Source organism: Reyranella sp. (assembly GCF_036558665.1).
Lineage (GTDB): Bacteria > Pseudomonadota > Alphaproteobacteria > Reyranellales > Reyranellaceae > Reyranella.
This window is the reverse complement of sequence record NZ_DATBFE010000179.1, coordinates 15,705-29,837: the sequence shown is the minus strand read 5'-3', so window position 1 is coordinate 29,837 and position 14,133 is coordinate 15,705. Positions and strand designations below refer to the sequence as shown.

The following is a 14,133-nucleotide window of genomic DNA, read 5'->3' as shown; positions in this document are numbered from 1 at the left end:
TGCTGCTGGTTCCTGATGGCGCTGCTGTTCTTCGGCGGCGTCATGAACCTGTGGTGGATCGGCGGCCTCGCCCTCTACGTGCTCGCGGAGAAGGTGCTGCCGATGGGCCACTGGCTCGGCTGGGCCGCCGGCGCCGGGCTGGTGGCGTGGGGTGTCTGGCTGCTGGCGGCTTCGTGACTGCGTGACGGCGGTCGCGCCTGCTCGACGAGATCGTCGGCGCGGCGGATCAGCGATTGGGCGAGCATGAGGCCGAGCGTCCGGGCGGTCTTGAGGTTCACAAAGCACGACAAAGGCTGTCCGGCCCCGGCGACGTACCCGCATGACGCCGGCGCCACCGATTCGACTGCAACCTCACGGAGATTGCCGATCGTCCTTGGCGAGACGCGAGGCGAGGTCTAGACTTTCAACCGCCAACCAAGCGAGGGCGACCATGCGACATCTGTCGGGCGGATGCCTGTGCGGGAAGGTGCGCTACTCGGCCGACGCCGATCCCGCGTTCACGGCGATCTGCCATTGCAAGAACTGCCAGAAGCAGGCCGGGGCGTCGTTCTCGCTCAATGTCGGGGTTCCGGCCGCCGCGCTCAAGGTGACGGGGCCGATCAAGACCTTCCAGGACAGGGGCGACAGCGGCAAGCCGGTGCGCCGCAAGTTCTGTCCGGAGTGCGGCTCGCCGCTGATCACCGATGTCGAGGTCATGCCCGGCCTCTCGATCCTCAAGGCCGGCACGCTCGACGACACGAGCTGGCTCAAGCCCAACATGGAGATCTATTGCGACAGCGCCCAGGCGTGGACGCCGCGCACCGCCGGCGCCCAGCAGTTCGCCCGAGCGCCGGGCTGACGCGAGCTACGGTTTCAGTCGGGCAGCGTGGGGAGCTAGCCGATGAAGGTCCTCATGATGGGTGCGGCCTGTGTGACGCTGGCCCTGGGTTTCGCCGCCTCCGTGGCGGCGCAGGGCGGCAAGGCCGCCCACTATCATTGGAAGGCGACGGTATCGCTGGACAGCGGCGACCCCTACAACTGCGGCGACCCGCCCTATCCGACCTACACGATCGACGTCGAAGGCCAGTCGCTTCACGGCATCTCGCTCGACGGCGAAAGCAGGTTCGTGAGAAACATCGTTCTAGACCTCGGCGCGTTGCGTCCGGACGGTTCTGGACGAATCACGGCTCCGAACCGCAAGGGTGTTGCAAGGTACTTCGATTTCGAACCCGGAACAGGTCCCAGGAAGTTTCGTGTTCGTCACGAGGACAGGGAGTGCGTGTTTTTGTGGACGCCGTCGTAGGCCCCCGCCTGGCAATGCCGTGCTGACACGGCAGTGAGCCGGCCGGAAGGTCGACGACCACGCGGCATGGCCGCAAACATTCAGGGAGGATCGCGATGGCCCAGCTCGTGGTGATGTACAAGACGCCGAAGGATCCGGCGGCCTTCGACAAGCACTATTTCGCGACGCACGTGCCGCTCGCGAAACGGACGCCGGGGCTCAGAAAGTACGAAGTGAGCAAGGGGCCGGTCGGGACTCCCGCCGGCCCGTCCGCCTATCACCTGATCGCGCTCTTGCACTACGACGACGTCGCCGCCATCCAGCAGGCGATGGCGAGCGCGGAGGGGAAGGCGGCGGTCGCCGACCTGCAGAATTTCGCCACCGGCGGCGTCGACATCCTGATCTTCGACACCCGCGCAGTCTGAGCCGGCGCGTTAATAATCCAGAGCAATGATGGGGGGTCGGCCGGCGTGGTTCAATGGCGGCACAAAAGCCCAACACCCGAGGACCCCTCCATGACCTCCGAGGAACGTGACGCCCTCCTGCACAAGCTCGACGCCCTCGAACGGCAGATCGGCAAGAAGACGCGCGAATTCGCGACCCGCGGCGAGTTCGCCGACCTGCGTGCGGCCTTCGTCGCCGACCTCAGGGCGCGTCAGGCCGCGATCCGCCTGCGCATCGACGCCGCGCTCGGCAAGGGCCTCTCCTGGACGCTGCTGAAGACCGAGTTCGAGCGCGATTTCGACGGCCTGTTCGGCGAACTGCTGCGCTGGGAGAAACGCCTCGACGCCGCGACCATGACGCGGCCGCCGGCCGAGTAGGCCGGCGCGCCAGGCGCGCGGCGATCCGCAGCGCAATACAATGGACACACTTTTGCCCGCGTCTGTGGCCGCTTGGTCACTGGTCAGCGAGCGCCGGTTCGCGCATTGTACGGGTCCGGCAATCGATTGGCTGAAGTTGCCGGTGTCAGTAGCTTCAATCGTTAGTTCTCCCCTTTCGCAAGAGACATCGCCCCGCCGTTCCAACGGCGGGGTCTTTTTATTCCTGTTCGCGTTCGCGGGGGGAAGCGCTCCGGAGAAGGGGCGGTCGCTGCGCGGCCCCCATCGCCGCCGCGTCGCCGGGCCTTCCGTCTCGACGGCGCAACGGTCGTCTGCGATGGGTCGCGCATCGACAGAGGCGGGTGCAGCCCGCCGATGCGCCCGCGCCGCCCGAGGGCATGGGGACGCGCGCAGCCAGCAAACGATGGGGATCGCCGCGCTCGGCCACCATCGACTTTGACCAACCCATCGCGGGGTCGACCGACGGAGACCGGACCCGGTCCCGGCGGTCACAATCTTGGCGCGCGACGGCGGGCCGGCGCTCTGGTTCAAGGGAGCATGCCGTGGTCTTCGCCCAGCCTGACCAAGCCCCGGGCCTATCGCCGCCGGCGCCCGGTGGCGCCCGATCCGGGCCTCGTGGCGACGCGCCTCTGCCAGGAGCTGGAAGCGCTGACCGGCAGCCTCGAGTCGAACGTCAATGTCGAGGTGCTGATGGGGCGCATGAAGATCGGGCCCGATGTCCTCGAGCGCGGCCTCGCCTTCGCCGCCGAGCGCGACTGGATCTCGCGCACGCCGGAGACCGCCGCGCTGCGCGCCGCCGGCCGCCAGGAAGCGCTCCGCTTCTGGCCGGTGCGCCTGCCCACGCCGGTCCGCCATCGCCGCAAGAACTGAGGAGCACGCGCGCCCGACGAGCGCGCTCTCCGGACGGGTCTAGCTGCCGATCGCGTCGGTCGTGCACTTCTTGGTGAAGCTGGTCTTGGCCGCGCCGGCGAGCTTCCTGTCGGCGGCCGCCTTGTCGCATGCCGCGGTGGCGTCCTTCTGGCACTTGTTCATGAAGCTCGTGAGCGCCGCGCCGGCGAGCTTCTTGCCTGCCGCCTGGTCCTTGCAGGTCCCTGCCTGCGGAGACGGGCTGGTCGGCGTGTTCGTTGTGGTGGGAGCGCCGCCGGTCTGGGCGGCGGCGCCATGCAGGAGGGCAAGGCACGCGACAAGCGAACAAACGCTGAGCGAGACGGGGACGATCTTCATCCTGACCTCCCTGGCTGGGAAGGCGAGCCTAGCACGCCCCGCCGTGGCCTCGCACCGGGGGAACCGCGGCCGGCCGGGTTCGTTGACGGAACACTTCTCTCGCATCTCCAAGAACTCGGCCGTCCCGCAAGGGGCGGCCTTTTTCACCGCCGTGCTTTCGCCACGCGGGGGGCGCGGTCATGATGGCGCGTCGCAACGACTGCCGGGGGAGACGGGGAGCCTCATGAAACGACTGGCCGCCATCGCGCTCATTCTCGTGGCGTTCGTTCAGCTGACGGGCTGCGAGAACGTGCCGGGCGCGGACGGCCGGTACGCGACCCACGATCGCGGCCGCAACAACCGTCCCTGACGGAGGCGGATCTCAGAGCGCGGCGGACGGCGGCCCGACGGGACGGTCGGAGTCGAGGCGGACCGCGGGAGCGAGCGCCTCGGCCGCCATCCTGTCGATCACGCAGTGATGCTCGCTCGCCCAGCCGAGATGCAGGTTGTCCTCGCGCGCGTCGATCGCCTCGATCATGGTCTCGGCGTCGGTCGCGAGCGCGAAGGCGCAGAACACGGTGGTCGATCCGGTTTCCTTCTGCGACGTCACGGCGAATTCGCCGAGCGGCGCCACGCCCTCGATCAGGCGCCCGACCAGCGCCACGGCGTCGTCGGCCACGCCGGCCGGCACCTGCGCGACAACCAGGTGATGGTTCTTGGAATCCGCGGCGAACGTGGACCAGGAGCATTGGGTCATGGCGCGATAACGCTACCCCCGCCGGGAGGCTCCGTCATGCCGATTCTTGGGTGTCATTTCGGCGCGCCGGCCGGCCTTTTTGCCTCATGCGGCATTTCGTAGGGGCCGCGCCCGCCGGATCCGCTCGCGCTCGCGGGGGCTGTGCACTGCCGCCCGGAGATCGCCGCGGCGCTGCACGTTCAGCCAGAAGTCGGGCGCATTGCCGAAGAGACGCCACGGCCTGTCGACCCGGATCGAGTGATACCCTGCGAGCGCGCCGTGCATCTTCTCGAAATGGTTGCCGGGCGGCGTGCGCAAAGTCCTGGTCTGTCGTCGCAGGCAAGGCCGCTCCCTCGACGAAACGGCTATTCCAGCACCTCGTCGGCGCGCGCGAGCAGGTCGGTCGGAATCGGGATTCCGAGCTCCCTGGCGGTCTTGAGGTTGACCACCAGCTCGATCCTTTCCGATTGCTGGGCGATCGGCAGGTCGGCGGGTTTCGCACCCTTCAGGATCTTCGCGACGTAGGGCGCGAGCGCGCGATAGCCGTCGCGCAGGTCGGTGCCATAACTGGCAAGCCCGCCCGCAGCCGCGAACTCACGGAAGAAGTAGATGGTGGGCAGCGCGCGCCGGTTGGAACGGGCCACGAGGCTGCCGCGGGCGGCGAAGAAGAACGGGTCGGCACCCACCACGAGCGCGCCGATACGATCGCGGTCGATCGCGGCGAAGGCAGCGTCGAGGCCGGCCTCGTCGCTTGCTTTCAGGACGGCAAGCTCGACGCCGAGCCCGCGCGCCTTGTCCGCGATATCGTCGATCTGCCTTTTCGCGTACGGAAGCTCGGGATTGGTCAGATACGCCACGGTCCGGGCGGCCGGCACGATCGCATGGACGAATTCCAGCCGCTTGCCGTCGGCGATGTTCACGAGCTGGGCGACGCCGGTGACGTTGCCGCCGGGATGGCTGAAGCTCGTGGCGAGCCCGACGCTCATCGGATCGAAGCCCATCAGCGCCACGATCGGGATCGTGCCGGTCGCGGTCTTCGCCGCCAGCGCCGTCGTCGTGCCGCCTGTGGTCACGAGGACGTCCACCTTGGCGCGGACGAGCTCGGCGGCAAGCGCCGGCAGGCGATCATAGCGTCCGTCGGCAAAGCGGTGTTCGATGCGGACGGTCTTGCCCTCGACATAACCCGCCTGCGCCAGACCGTCCGTGAAGGCGCGCAGCGTCTCGGGGGTGGGTTCGACGGTGCGGAGATAGCCGATCACCGGCACCGTCGCCTTCTGCGCGCGACCGGGATAGGGCAGTACAGTCGCAAGCGCGACGCCGACCGCGGGAATGAACCTGCGCCGCCTCATTCCAGCACCTCGTCGGCGCGCGCGAGCAAGTCGGCCGGAACGGCGAGGCCGAGCGCTTTCGCGGTTCTGTGGTTGATGACCAGCTCGAACCTGGTCGGTTGCTCGATCGGCAGGTCGCCCGGCCTCGCTCCCTTGGCGATCCGGTCGACATAGTCTGCGGCCAGGCGATAGGTGCCGGTGACGCTGGGGCCATACGACATCAGTCCGCCCGCATCGACCCACTCGCGGAACGCAAACATCGAGGGCAGCCGATGTTGCAGGGCGGCTGCGGCGAGACGGTCACGATCGATATAGAAGGCAGGCGAGGTCATCTGCAAAAGCGCTGCGCGATGATCCTCGCCGAGGCCGCCCAGGGCCTTGTCGTAGTCATAGGGGCGGTCGGCGAATTCGATACCCTCGATCTCAAGATGCATGACGTCGCCGGCCGCCTGGGTGGCCTTGTATTGATCGGCCGAGATGCGGTCCCAGAAGACCACGATGCGCGCGATGCCCGGCGCCGCTGCCGCCAGGAGCTGGAGGCGCTTGGGCGTCAGCTCGATCTGCCGCAGGAAGACGCCGGTGACGTTGCCGTCCGGTCGCGCGAGGCTTTGCACATAACCCAGCGCCAGGGGGTCGTAGTCGATCGCATCCATGACGATCGGCACGGTCCGGGTGGCGGCGATCGCCGACTTGAGGGCGATCTCCGGCCCGGCCGCGAGGATCGCATCGACGCCGGCGCCGGCGAGACGCGCGGCCGCCTGAGGAAGACGGCTGCCGTCGGTGCCCGCCGTTTCCACGGCCTCGATCGCAAGATTGCGGCCTTCGGCGTAGCCCAGTTCGCGCAGCCGCTGCTCGAACGCGCGCACTCCCGGTTGCTTGCGCGACGGTACGATCATCCCGATGCGCAAGAGCTTCGCCGGCTGCGCAACCGCCCGGACGGGAAGGCCCGCTGCCGCCGTCAGGCAAAGACCGAGAACGCTGCGACGGCCGGGCTGCTTCATGCGATCACCTCGACGCCGTCGACCAGGTCGGCGGGGCGACGGCTGTCCGCATTGAAGCGCGTTTCACAGCCCGCGGCTAGCGGCGGGCGGCGGCGAAGACGCGGATGAAGGCGTCCTCGAGATCGGCGGCGCCGAGCGGCTTGCGCACGATGGGCACGGCGCGGAAGCGGGCGGGGAGGCGCATGGTGTCGCCGTAGCCGGTGGCGAAGATGAAGGGCACGCGCGCGTGCAGCAGGAGGTCGGCGACCGGTTCGGTACTTTGCGCGCCGAAGCCGATATCGAGCACGGCGCAGTCGGGCAGGTCCTTCGCGCGCAACGCCGTCAGCGCACCTGCAATGTCGAGCTCGATCCGCACGTCGGCCGCGCCCATCTTGCGCAGCATGAGTTCGAGGTCCATCGCGATCAGGAACTCGTCCTCCACGACCAGAACCTTCATGGACTCCAGCGGCTGCATATGCGCTCCGTAAGTCCTCCGGTGGTCCGGATCACCGCGTGCAACCTCGTCGGTTTGCCTGCGTTGGCCGGGGGGCGTCTCCGTCCCATGACTAGCGGACGGCGCGGGTTTCGTCCGTCCACAAGTGGACATTGGCCGCGGCCGTGGCGGCAGAGGAGAGGTGCAATCGCGATTCCCAGCAAAATCGATCTTGCCGGAAACGGTCTGCTTTCGGTCCTGGTCGAGGACGATCGCGATCACCTCGCCGGGCGGATGACGGCAGTCGATCTCGCGGCCGACACCATCCTCCATCGCGCCGGCGACGAGGTCGTCGATACGTGGTTTCCGTTGGGCGCGGCGCTGGCCGCTTTCTGCCTCCAGGCCGAAGGCGGCGAGGCGCTCGACGTGGCGCTGGTCGGACGCGAGGGCGCGATCGGCGGTATCGTCTCCGACGGCCAGGTGCCGGCCTACACGACCGCGGTGGTGCGCGCGCCCGGCCGCTTCGTGCGCATCAAGACCGCGGCGCTCGAGGCGGCGAAGCTGCATTCGATCGCCCTGCGCCACTGGTTCGCGCGCTACTCCGACTGCCTGCTCGCGCAGGTGTTCCAGACCGCGGCCTGCAACGCCACGCACACCATCCGCCAGCGCACCGCCCGGCTCCTGCTCGGGGCGATGGCGCGCACCGGGCAGGCCGACGTCGCCATCACCCAGGACCAGCTCGCCGACATGCTGGGCGTCGGCCGCTCGTTCGTGACGCGGGTGATCGGCGAGATGCGCCAGCACGGCGTGGTCGAGACCCGGCGCGGCGCGATCGTCATCTGCGAAGAGGCGAGGCTGCGGCGCATCTCCTGCGGCTGCACCACCGCGATCGAGGATCACTTCGACAAGGTGCTGCGCGGCATCTACCCGCGCCCTGAGTGCCGGCGCACCGACCCGGCTACTCCACCACCTCCGCGGCGCGGGCCAGCAGGTCGGGCGGGATGACGAGGCCGAGCCGGTCGGCGGTGCTGCGGTTGAGCACGAGGTCGAATGCCGTCGGCTGCTCGATCGGCAACTCGGCGGGCCTGGCGCCCTTGAGGAGGCGCGCGACGTAGCCTGCCGAGCGGCGGAACATGTCCGGGAAGCTCGGGCCGTAGGAGGCGAGGCCGCCGTCGCGCACATAGACGGCGGATTCCCACATCGAGGGCAGGCGATGGCGCGCGGCGAGCGCGATCAGCGACTCGCGGTTGTAGTTGAAGAAGGGCGAGGCCATGGTCGAGACGCCGTCGGCGCGGTCGGCCACCGCGGCGGCGAAGATCGAGCCGAAGGCCGCGGGATCGGCCGCCTCGACGACCAGCGCCTCGATGCCGAGCGTGGCCGCGGCCTGGCGTGCCGCCTCCAGCCCCTCGGCCGCCATCGAGGGATCGTGCAGCACCAGCACGCGCCCGAGCGAGGGTACCAGCTCCTTCAACAACTCGATGCGCCTGGCCTCGAGATCTGTGTTCGAGATCGAGAGGCCGGTCACCGGCCCGTCAGGGCTCGCGAGGCTCTTCACCAGGCCCGACTCGACCGCGTCGCTCGCGACCGCCATCACGATCGGCTGCGTGGCGCCGGCGGCGAGCAGCGCCCGCACCGGCTGCGGCCCCGCCGTCACGATGACATCGGCGTCGGAGTGAACGATCTCGGCCGCGAGCCTGTTCAGGCGCTCGACGCTGCCTCCTGCCCACAGGTACTGCACATCGGCCGTCTCGCCGTCGAACAGCCCGTTCTCCGCCAGCCCTTTCCTGAATTCCTCGATCTGGCGCGGATCGATCGTGTCCGCGCTCAGCACACCGAGCCAGACCACGCGCGGCCGGCGGCTCGCCGCCTGCTGCGCCAGCGCGGCGGAGGCGAGCGGACAGGACGCCGCGATGAGCCCGATCAGATGCCGACGCCTCATGCGCTCACCCTGCGGGCGAAGGTTGGCACGGTGTTTCCCGACCGGCAAGAAAGCGGGCGTCTCTTTTCCCCGACACATTGGCGGCTATCGCATATGCCACCAAGCCTGCGTCCGGCGGACCTTCGGCGGGGCCGCGACGGGCGACCGCAATCAGTGCTGGTGCTCGTGATGATCGCCGTGGTTCTCCTCCTGACCGTGCGGTTCCGACGATCCTGGAGGCATGTCGTGCATCATGTGCTGGTGCTCCTCGCCGGAGTCCTTCGTCGCGGCCCGATAATCGTCGGCGGAAAGCGACGGCAGTTTGTCGATGAAGGCGACCAGGTTCCAGATCAGGGTGTCGCTGTGCGTCACGCCCCACGCCGCCATGCCCGACATCTTGATGCCGTGCTTGATGACCCAGAATTCCTGCTCGGGCGTGAGGCCGGTCGGCCTGGTGAGCTCGGGCGCACGCGGATAGAGTCCCTGGCTGATCTCGGTGGGCTCCATGCCCGGCGCCAGATGGCAGCCGCTGCACATCTCGTTGTAGAGGCCGGCCCCGGATGCGACGCGCCTGGGATCGCCGAGATCGTCCGGACGGACGATGTCCTCCGCCCGCACCGCGACCGAGCGGGCACGGACGGCATCGAGCAGATGCAACAGCGGGCCAGAATGCGGCGCATCCGCGGCGACATCGTAGGCGCCCGACTGGACGAAGAGCGACATGCCGGCCGCACACACCGCCACCAGGACGATCAGCCCGAGTCCCCACCTTGGAAAGATCCGCCTTGCCGCCATCAACCGATCCTTCAATTGCTTGTGCCGTGCCGGATACGCACCGGCCCGTCCGGTCCCTCCGGAGGGTTCTGCCGTGCAGATGCGTATCCAAGCCGGAAATTGAGGAGTTCCTATGATCGACGATGACATCCGCCTACTCGCCCAACGCGATCGCGCGGCCGATCTCGGGCGCTTGGAAGCCGACATCTGGCGCCGCGAGGCCATGCTGCAATCCCGCCGCCGCGCGATGCGTCGCATGGCAGCATGGCAGGGCGCGGTGATGGCCGTCGCCGTGGCCGGCAGCGCCGGTGCGGGTTTCGCCTACAGCGTGCACCCTGGCGGCGCCCTGCACCCCTCGCTCACGATGCCGGGTGAAAGGCTCGCGCCGTCCACGCTCCTGTTCGGCGCGCGCCGATGAAGAGCCTGTGGCGCACTTCCCTCGCCATGATGCTGATGACCGTGATCGCGGCCGCGGTCGCGGGATGGGCAGGCGTGCAATACGGTCTCAGCCGGACCGAAGACGTGACCGAGCTCGATGCCGTGCTCCATCGCGATCTCAATCTGACGCCGGAACAGGACCGCCAAATCCATGCCCTCGAGGCGGAGTTCGCGGCGACGCGCACCGAGCTGCAGGCAAGGATGCGCGCGGCCAACCGGGACCTGGCCGAGGCCATCACCGAGCGCCACAGCTATGACGACCGGGCCCGCGATGCGGTGGCGCGGTTGCATGTGGCGATGAGCTCGCTGCAGGAGAAGACAATTCAGCACGTGCTGGCAATGCGGGCGGTGCTGACGCCGGCGCAGGCGCGAGATTTCGATGCCAAGGTGTCGGAGGCGCTCGGCGCCGGGTCTTCGTGAGCGCCGACGCCCCGGACAGCGACGAGGCTGTTGCGACGCGCGCCAGGGCCGGCGACCGCGCCGCTTTCGAGCTCCTCGTGCGCCGGCACAAGGGAGGCCTGCACGCCTTCGTGCGACGCTACGTAGGCTCGGTCGACGACAGCTACGACGTGCTTCAGGAGACATTCGTGGCGGCATGGCGCGGCTTGCGGCGCTACGATCCGGCGCGGCCGTTCCTGCCCTGGCTGCGCACCATCGCGCTCAACAAGTGCCGCGACTTCGGCCGCCGACGGACGGTCCGGCGCCTTTTCCTGCACACCTTCTCGCGTGAGATGGCCGATCAGTGGTCGACAGCGCATCGCGATCGGGAACACGAAGCCGAGGCCGAGGCCACCGAACGTCTCGGCCGCCTCGACCGCGCGATCGCCGGACTGCCGGCGCTCTACAAGGAGCCGCTCCTGCTCACCGTCGTGAGCGGGCTTTCGCACAAGGAAGCGGCGCAGATGCTGAACACCACACCGAAGGCCATCGAAATGCGCCTCGCCCGCGCGCGCAGCAGGCTCGTCGCCATTTTGCGGAAGCAGTCCCGGAGGGATCGACGCCGATCGCGCGTATCGTGATCTGGAGGTGGGGATGAACAAGGTTGGAACGCTGACACGACGGCGCTTCGTCGAAGGTCTCGCCTTGGCGACGGGGCTGGCGCAAGCCGGGCACGCGAGGGCGCACGCGGCCGGGCCGCCCGTGACATTGCGCGGCGATCGCATCGATCTCACGATCGGTTCGACGCCCGTCAACTTCACCGGCCGCAACCGCACGGCGACGACGGTCAACGGCTCGGTACCGGGGCCGATCCTGCGCCTGCGCGAGGGCGATACCGTCACCCTGAACGTCACCAACCGGCTCAGCGAGCCGACCTCGATCCATTGGCACGGCATCCTGCTTCCGAACGCCATGGACGGCGTGCCCGGCCTCACCTTTCGCGGCATCATGCCGGGCGCGACCTTCACCTACCGCTTTCCGATAAGGCAGGCTGGCACCTACTGGTATCACAGCCACAGCGGCATGCAGGAGCAGACCGGCCTCTATGGCCCGCTGATCCTGGAACCCGGGGAACGCGAGCCCTATACCTACCAGCGCGATTACGTGGTGATGCTGTCGGACTGGACCGATGAGGACCCGATGACGGTCATGTCCAACCTCAAGCAGCAGAGCGACTACTACAACTACAACCAGCGCACGCTCGGCACGTTCGCAAAGGACGTCAAACGCGACGGACCGGGCGCCACGGTCGACGATCGTCTGATGTGGGGCAAGATGCGCATGAGCCCGACCGACATCATGGACGTGACGGGCGCCACCTACACCTTCCTGATGAACGGTCAGCCGCCGGCCCGGAACTGGACCGGGCTGTACGAGCGCGGCGAGAAGGTGCGTCTTCGCTTCGTCAACGGCGCGTCGATGAGCACCTTCGACGTGCGCATCCCGGGCCTCGTGATGACCGTCGTGCAGGCCGACGGATCGGATGTCGAGCCGGTCGAGGTCGAGGAGTTCCGCATCGGCGTCGCCGAGACCTACGACGTGATCGTCACGCCGAGGCAGGACGCCTGTACCATCTTTGCCCAGGCGCAGGATCGCAGCGGCTATGCCCGCGGAACGCTTGCGGTGCGCGAAGGTCTGGCCGCCGCCATCCCGCCGATCGATCCGAGGCCGCAGCGCACCATGGCCGACATGGGCATGAGCCACGGCATGGGCGGTATGGGCAGCATGGACATGAGTCACATGGACATGAGCAAGATGACGCCGGGGGAGCGCAAGCAGCACATGGCGATGATGGCCGCCATGTCGCACGACCAGAAGCCGGCCGACGGCGTCCCGACCAGCAACGCCGACGGCGTCGATCCCGGGACGTTGTCCGGCCAGCCCGGCGTCGACAACGTGGCGATGGAGACGAAGGATCGCCTCGGTGAAGCCGGCATCGGCCTCGACGGCAACGGCCGCCGCAACCTCACCTATCGCGATCTGCGCGCGCTCAGGCCGAATCGGCAGAGCTTGCCGCCCACGCGCGCGCTCGAATTCCATCTCACCGGCAACATGGAGCGCTTTCTATGGGGTTTCGACGGCAAGAAGTTCTCGCAGGCCGGTCCCGTTCGCGTAGTGGCGGGCGAGCGCATCCGCTTCGTGCTCGTCAATGACACGATGATGGAGCACCCGATTCATTTGCACGGCTTTCTGTTCGAGATCGAGAACGGCCAGGGCGACCGCCTGCCGCTCAAGCACACGATCAATGTGAAGCCGGCGGAGCGCATGAGCTTCGTCTTCACCGCCGATGCGCCCGGTCATTGGGCGTTCCACTGCCACCTGCTCTATCACATGGAAGCGGGCATGTTCCGCACGGTGCTGGTCTCGTGAGCATCTTCGCCAGGACCATGCTGCTCGGCGTGGTGCTGGCCGGCGGCATCGCCGTCGGGGCGCAGGCGCAGATGCACATGGATCCCGCCCAGCCACCGCCGGGCAACGCGGGTGCGGCAGCGCCGTTCGGCGCGCCCGTGATGGATCAGCATCTCTTCTTTCACGCGCTGCTCGACGAGCTCGAAGGCCGGTTCGGCAGCGACCAGAGCTTCCGCTGGGAGGGCGAAGCGTGGGCTGGCACGGACGAGAACCGGATCTGGCTCAAGAGCGAGGGGACGCTCACCAACGGGCTTCTGGAGGATAGCCAGCAGCAGGTCTTCTTCAGCCGCGCCGTCAGCACCTATTTCGACGCCCAGATCGGCGCGCGCTACGACGTCGACTCACGGCCCGGACGCGGCTGGGCCGCGCTCGGCGTCGAGGGGCTGGCGCCGCTCTTCTTCCATGTCGCCGCCACGGGCTATGTCGGCGGCGACGGCCGGCTGGCGGCGCGCTTCGAGGGCAGCTACGACCTGCTCCTCACCCAGCGGCTGATCCTGCAGCCCAAGGTCGAGCTGAACTTTTATTCCCAGGACGATCCGGCGCGCGCGATCGGCGCCGGCCTCTCCGATATCAATGCAGGGCTTCGGCTGCGCTACGAAATCACGCGCAAGTTCGCGCCCTATATCGGCGTCTCCTACGACGGCAAGTTCGGCGGCACGGCCGACTTCGCCCGTGCAGCCGGCGCTCCTGCGGACGAAGTGCGCTTCGTGGTCGGTCTTCGGACGTGGCTGTAGGGATGCCGGCAGCCGGAAGCCGCACCGGCTGCGGTCCCCGCCGGGCACCAGCCCGGTCTAGGTGGACGCGAGCGCGTCGGGCGTCGCCAGCCGGCGCCTCGCTTCCTGCTCGGGCGTGAACGGATATTTCCAGTTCAGGAAAGCCTCCAGCGCCGGCATGCCGACGGCGACCAGGAGGATGGCCCCGTAGATCAGCACTACATGGATTGCATAGACTGTCATCGCAGGTTCTCCGCAAGAGGCGAGCGACCCGTCATCCGGTTCTGCCGTTGTAAGGCCTCGAGTTTGCAAGGTGATGAAGCCGCGCGCTGCGCGCCCGGCCGAGCCGATCGCCCGGGGCACGCATCTCCAGTTCCCACTGAGGATGATCAGCTAATCATATACGATTATTGGACGATTCGCATTCGAAAACAGCATGGCAGATCTGTCCTCAGCCGGGCGCTGACGATCGGTCAGTTGGTCAGGGCTTGCTCGGCAAGGAGAGTGCAAAGATCGGCGATGTGGGCGTCGCAACTCGGCTTGTCGGGGCAGATCACGGTCGCAAGTGCGGTTCCCCGGTCGTCGAGCACGGCAAACAGGAAACGGCCATCGCCCAGTGGCCGTGGCCGGCTGACTGCGAGTCTTGGATCATCCATGTCTCTT

The 14,133-nt window shown here is 68.1% G+C and carries 22 protein-coding genes and 1 pseudogene; 13 read left to right on the top strand and 10 right to left on the bottom strand.

Annotation, left to right across the window (positions count from 1 at the left end):
• Positions 1-12 precede the first annotated feature (12 nt).
• From VH499_RS24825 to VH499_RS24800, 6 genes are all read left to right on the top strand, one after another.
• On the top strand, positions 13-177 hold the full coding sequence (locus tag VH499_RS24825) for a DUF2182 domain-containing protein (protein ID WP_332055458.1): 165 nt from the start codon (positions 13-15) through the stop codon (positions 175-177).
• Between the two features lie 253 nt (positions 178-430).
• Positions 431-838, top strand: a complete 408-nt coding sequence (locus tag VH499_RS24820) for a GFA family protein (protein WP_332055457.1) — start codon at positions 431-433, stop codon at positions 836-838.
• A 42-nt stretch (positions 839-880) separates the two neighbouring features.
• Positions 881-1,282, top strand: coding sequence for a hypothetical protein (locus VH499_RS24815; protein WP_332055456.1), 402 nt, complete (start codon positions 881-883; stop codon positions 1,280-1,282).
• Positions 1,283-1,377: 95 nt separating this feature from the next.
• Positions 1,378-1,686 (top strand): EthD family reductase, encoded by a 309-nt coding sequence (locus VH499_RS24810; RefSeq protein ID WP_332055455.1) that lies wholly within the window; start codon positions 1,378-1,380, stop codon positions 1,684-1,686.
• 90 nt (positions 1,687-1,776) lie between these two features.
• Positions 1,777-2,082, top strand: a complete 306-nt coding sequence (locus tag VH499_RS24805; RefSeq protein ID WP_332055454.1) for a hypothetical protein — start codon at positions 1,777-1,779, stop codon at positions 2,080-2,082.
• Between the two features lie 555 nt (positions 2,083-2,637).
• Positions 2,638-2,970: a hypothetical protein gene (locus VH499_RS24800; RefSeq protein WP_332055453.1), complete on the top strand. Its 333-nt coding sequence runs from the start codon at positions 2,638-2,640 to the stop codon at positions 2,968-2,970.
• Between the two features lie 39 nt (positions 2,971-3,009).
• Here the strand turns inward: VH499_RS24800 and VH499_RS24795 are convergent, their stop codons facing one another.
• On the bottom strand, positions 3,010-3,324 hold the full coding sequence (locus tag VH499_RS24795; RefSeq protein ID WP_332055452.1) for a hypothetical protein: 315 nt from the start codon (positions 3,322-3,324) through the stop codon (positions 3,010-3,012).
• Positions 3,325-3,547: 223 nt separating this feature from the next.
• Here VH499_RS24795 and VH499_RS24790 point away from each other — a divergent pair, with 223 nt between their 5' ends.
• The gene (locus VH499_RS24790; protein WP_332055451.1) at positions 3,548-3,673 is read left to right on the top strand and encodes a hypothetical protein; all 126 of its coding nucleotides are present in this window, start codon (positions 3,548-3,550) and stop codon (positions 3,671-3,673) included.
• 12 nt (positions 3,674-3,685) lie between these two features.
• On the opposite strand, the gene VH499_RS24785 is transcribed toward VH499_RS24790, so the two are convergent.
• The 5 genes and pseudogenes from VH499_RS24785 to VH499_RS24765 all read right to left on the bottom strand — a co-directional run bounded on the left by VH499_RS24785 (position 3,686) and on the right by VH499_RS24765 (position 6,822).
• A complete protein-coding gene (locus tag VH499_RS24785) occupies positions 3,686-4,060 on the bottom strand; it encodes a hypothetical protein (protein ID WP_332055450.1) in 375 nt (124 codons plus the stop codon).
• 84 nt (positions 4,061-4,144) lie between these two features.
• A pseudogene (locus VH499_RS24780) lies at positions 4,145-4,273 on the bottom strand (addiction module antidote protein, HigA family); the annotation flags it as partial.
• 131 nt (positions 4,274-4,404) lie between these two features.
• A complete protein-coding gene (locus VH499_RS24775) occupies positions 4,405-5,388 on the bottom strand; it encodes an ABC transporter substrate-binding protein (RefSeq protein WP_332055449.1) in 984 nt (327 codons plus the stop codon).
• Entirely contained in the window at positions 5,385-6,368 is a 984-nt protein-coding gene (locus VH499_RS24770) for an ABC transporter substrate-binding protein (RefSeq protein ID WP_332055448.1), read from the bottom strand. Before VH499_RS24770 ends, VH499_RS24775 begins: the two co-directional genes overlap by 4 nt.
• Before the next feature lie 76 nt (positions 6,369-6,444).
• On the bottom strand, positions 6,445-6,822 hold the full coding sequence (locus VH499_RS24765) for a hypothetical protein (protein ID WP_332055447.1): 378 nt from the start codon (positions 6,820-6,822) through the stop codon (positions 6,445-6,447).
• A gap of 252 nt (positions 6,823-7,074) precedes the next feature.
• On the opposite strand from VH499_RS24765, the gene VH499_RS24760 reads away from it, so the two are divergent.
• Positions 7,075-7,785 carry a Crp/Fnr family transcriptional regulator gene (locus VH499_RS24760; protein ID WP_332055446.1) on the top strand — a complete coding sequence of 237 codons (711 nt, stop codon included), beginning with the start codon at positions 7,075-7,077 and terminating at the stop codon, positions 7,783-7,785.
• Here VH499_RS24760 and VH499_RS24755 read toward each other — a convergent pair.
• Positions 7,739-8,719 (bottom strand): ABC transporter substrate-binding protein, encoded by a 981-nt coding sequence (locus VH499_RS24755; RefSeq protein ID WP_332055445.1) that lies wholly within the window; start codon positions 8,717-8,719, stop codon positions 7,739-7,741. The two genes, VH499_RS24760 and VH499_RS24755, sit on opposite strands and share 47 nt — an antisense overlap.
• A gap of 150 nt (positions 8,720-8,869) precedes the next feature.
• Complete coding sequence (locus VH499_RS24750) at positions 8,870-9,493, bottom strand: cytochrome c (protein WP_332055444.1); 624 nt, start codon at positions 9,491-9,493, stop codon at positions 8,870-8,872.
• Positions 9,494-9,605: 112 nt separating this feature from the next.
• Here VH499_RS24750 and VH499_RS24745 point away from each other — a divergent pair, with 112 nt between their 5' ends.
• From VH499_RS24745 to VH499_RS24725, 5 genes are read left to right on the top strand one after another with little or no spacing between them, the layout of a single operon-like run.
• On the top strand, positions 9,606-9,890 hold the full coding sequence (locus VH499_RS24745; protein ID WP_332055443.1) for a hypothetical protein: 285 nt from the start codon (positions 9,606-9,608) through the stop codon (positions 9,888-9,890).
• Positions 9,887-10,330: a periplasmic heavy metal sensor gene (locus VH499_RS24740; protein ID WP_332055442.1), complete on the top strand. Its 444-nt coding sequence runs from the start codon at positions 9,887-9,889 to the stop codon at positions 10,328-10,330. The genes VH499_RS24745 and VH499_RS24740 overlap by 4 nt, the downstream gene beginning before the upstream one ends.
• Positions 10,327-10,929, top strand: a complete 603-nt coding sequence (locus tag VH499_RS24735) for an RNA polymerase sigma factor (RefSeq protein WP_332055441.1) — start codon at positions 10,327-10,329, stop codon at positions 10,927-10,929. The genes VH499_RS24740 and VH499_RS24735 overlap by 4 nt, the downstream gene beginning before the upstream one ends.
• A 13-nt stretch (positions 10,930-10,942) precedes the next feature.
• Positions 10,943-12,718 carry a copper resistance system multicopper oxidase gene (locus tag VH499_RS24730; RefSeq protein ID WP_332055440.1) on the top strand — a complete coding sequence of 592 codons (1,776 nt, stop codon included), beginning with the start codon at positions 10,943-10,945 and terminating at the stop codon, positions 12,716-12,718.
• Complete coding sequence (locus VH499_RS24725; protein WP_332055439.1) at positions 12,715-13,491, top strand: copper resistance protein B; 777 nt, start codon at positions 12,715-12,717, stop codon at positions 13,489-13,491. Before VH499_RS24730 ends, VH499_RS24725 begins: the two co-directional genes overlap by 4 nt.
• Positions 13,492-13,548: 57 nt before the next feature.
• Here VH499_RS24725 and VH499_RS24720 read toward each other — a convergent pair whose 3' ends face one another.
• Positions 13,549-13,713 carry a hypothetical protein gene (locus tag VH499_RS24720; protein ID WP_332055438.1) on the bottom strand — a complete coding sequence of 55 codons (165 nt, stop codon included), beginning with the start codon at positions 13,711-13,713 and terminating at the stop codon, positions 13,549-13,551.
• A gap of 230 nt (positions 13,714-13,943) precedes the next feature.
• Positions 13,944-14,126: a hypothetical protein gene (locus VH499_RS24715; protein WP_332055437.1), complete on the bottom strand. Its 183-nt coding sequence runs from the start codon at positions 14,124-14,126 to the stop codon at positions 13,944-13,946.
• Positions 14,127-14,133 lie beyond the last annotated feature (7 nt).

What these genes read in the sequence shown, in the direction of transcription:
- VH499_RS24785 (WP_332055450.1), bottom strand. Translation starts at nt 4,060, where the DNA reads ATGACCCAATGCTCCTGGTCCACGTTCGCCGCGGATTCCAAGAACCAT.
- VH499_RS24820 (WP_332055457.1), top strand. Translation starts at nt 431, where the DNA reads ATGCGACATCTGTCGGGCGGATGCCTGTGCGGGAAGGTGCGCTACTCG.
- VH499_RS24745 (WP_332055443.1), top strand. Translation starts at nt 9,606, where the DNA reads ATGATCGACGATGACATCCGCCTACTCGCCCAACGCGATCGCGCGGCC.
- VH499_RS24715 (WP_332055437.1), bottom strand. Translation starts at nt 14,126, where the DNA reads ATGGATGATCCAAGACTCGCAGTCAGCCGGCCACGGCCACTGGGCGAT.
- VH499_RS24810 (WP_332055455.1), top strand. Translation starts at nt 1,378, where the DNA reads ATGGCCCAGCTCGTGGTGATGTACAAGACGCCGAAGGATCCGGCGGCC.
- VH499_RS24795 (WP_332055452.1), bottom strand. Translation starts at nt 3,324, where the DNA reads ATGAAGATCGTCCCCGTCTCGCTCAGCGTTTGTTCGCTTGTCGCGTGC.
- VH499_RS24760 (WP_332055446.1), top strand. Translation starts at nt 7,075, where the DNA reads ATGACGGCAGTCGATCTCGCGGCCGACACCATCCTCCATCGCGCCGGC.
- VH499_RS24740 (WP_332055442.1), top strand. Translation starts at nt 9,887, where the DNA reads ATGAAGAGCCTGTGGCGCACTTCCCTCGCCATGATGCTGATGACCGTG.
- VH499_RS24720 (WP_332055438.1), bottom strand. Translation starts at nt 13,713, where the DNA reads ATGACAGTCTATGCAATCCATGTAGTGCTGATCTACGGGGCCATCCTC.
- VH499_RS24800 (WP_332055453.1), top strand. Translation starts at nt 2,638, where the DNA reads ATGCCGTGGTCTTCGCCCAGCCTGACCAAGCCCCGGGCCTATCGCCGC.
- VH499_RS24790 (WP_332055451.1), top strand. Translation starts at nt 3,548, where the DNA reads ATGAAACGACTGGCCGCCATCGCGCTCATTCTCGTGGCGTTCGTTCAG.
- VH499_RS24730 (WP_332055440.1), top strand. Translation starts at nt 10,943, where the DNA reads ATGAACAAGGTTGGAACGCTGACACGACGGCGCTTCGTCGAAGGTCTC.
- VH499_RS24805 (WP_332055454.1), top strand. Translation starts at nt 1,777, where the DNA reads ATGACCTCCGAGGAACGTGACGCCCTCCTGCACAAGCTCGACGCCCTC.
- VH499_RS24775 (WP_332055449.1), bottom strand. Translation starts at nt 5,388, where the DNA reads ATGAGGCGGCGCAGGTTCATTCCCGCGGTCGGCGTCGCGCTTGCGACT.
- VH499_RS24755 (WP_332055445.1), bottom strand. Translation starts at nt 8,719, where the DNA reads ATGAGGCGTCGGCATCTGATCGGGCTCATCGCGGCGTCCTGTCCGCTC.
- VH499_RS24770 (WP_332055448.1), bottom strand. Translation starts at nt 6,368, where the DNA reads ATGAAGCAGCCCGGCCGTCGCAGCGTTCTCGGTCTTTGCCTGACGGCG.
- VH499_RS24765 (WP_332055447.1), bottom strand. Translation starts at nt 6,822, where the DNA reads ATGCAGCCGCTGGAGTCCATGAAGGTTCTGGTCGTGGAGGACGAGTTC.
- VH499_RS24750 (WP_332055444.1), bottom strand. Translation starts at nt 9,493, where the DNA reads ATGGCGGCAAGGCGGATCTTTCCAAGGTGGGGACTCGGGCTGATCGTC.
- VH499_RS24815 (WP_332055456.1), top strand. Translation starts at nt 881, where the DNA reads ATGAAGGTCCTCATGATGGGTGCGGCCTGTGTGACGCTGGCCCTGGGT.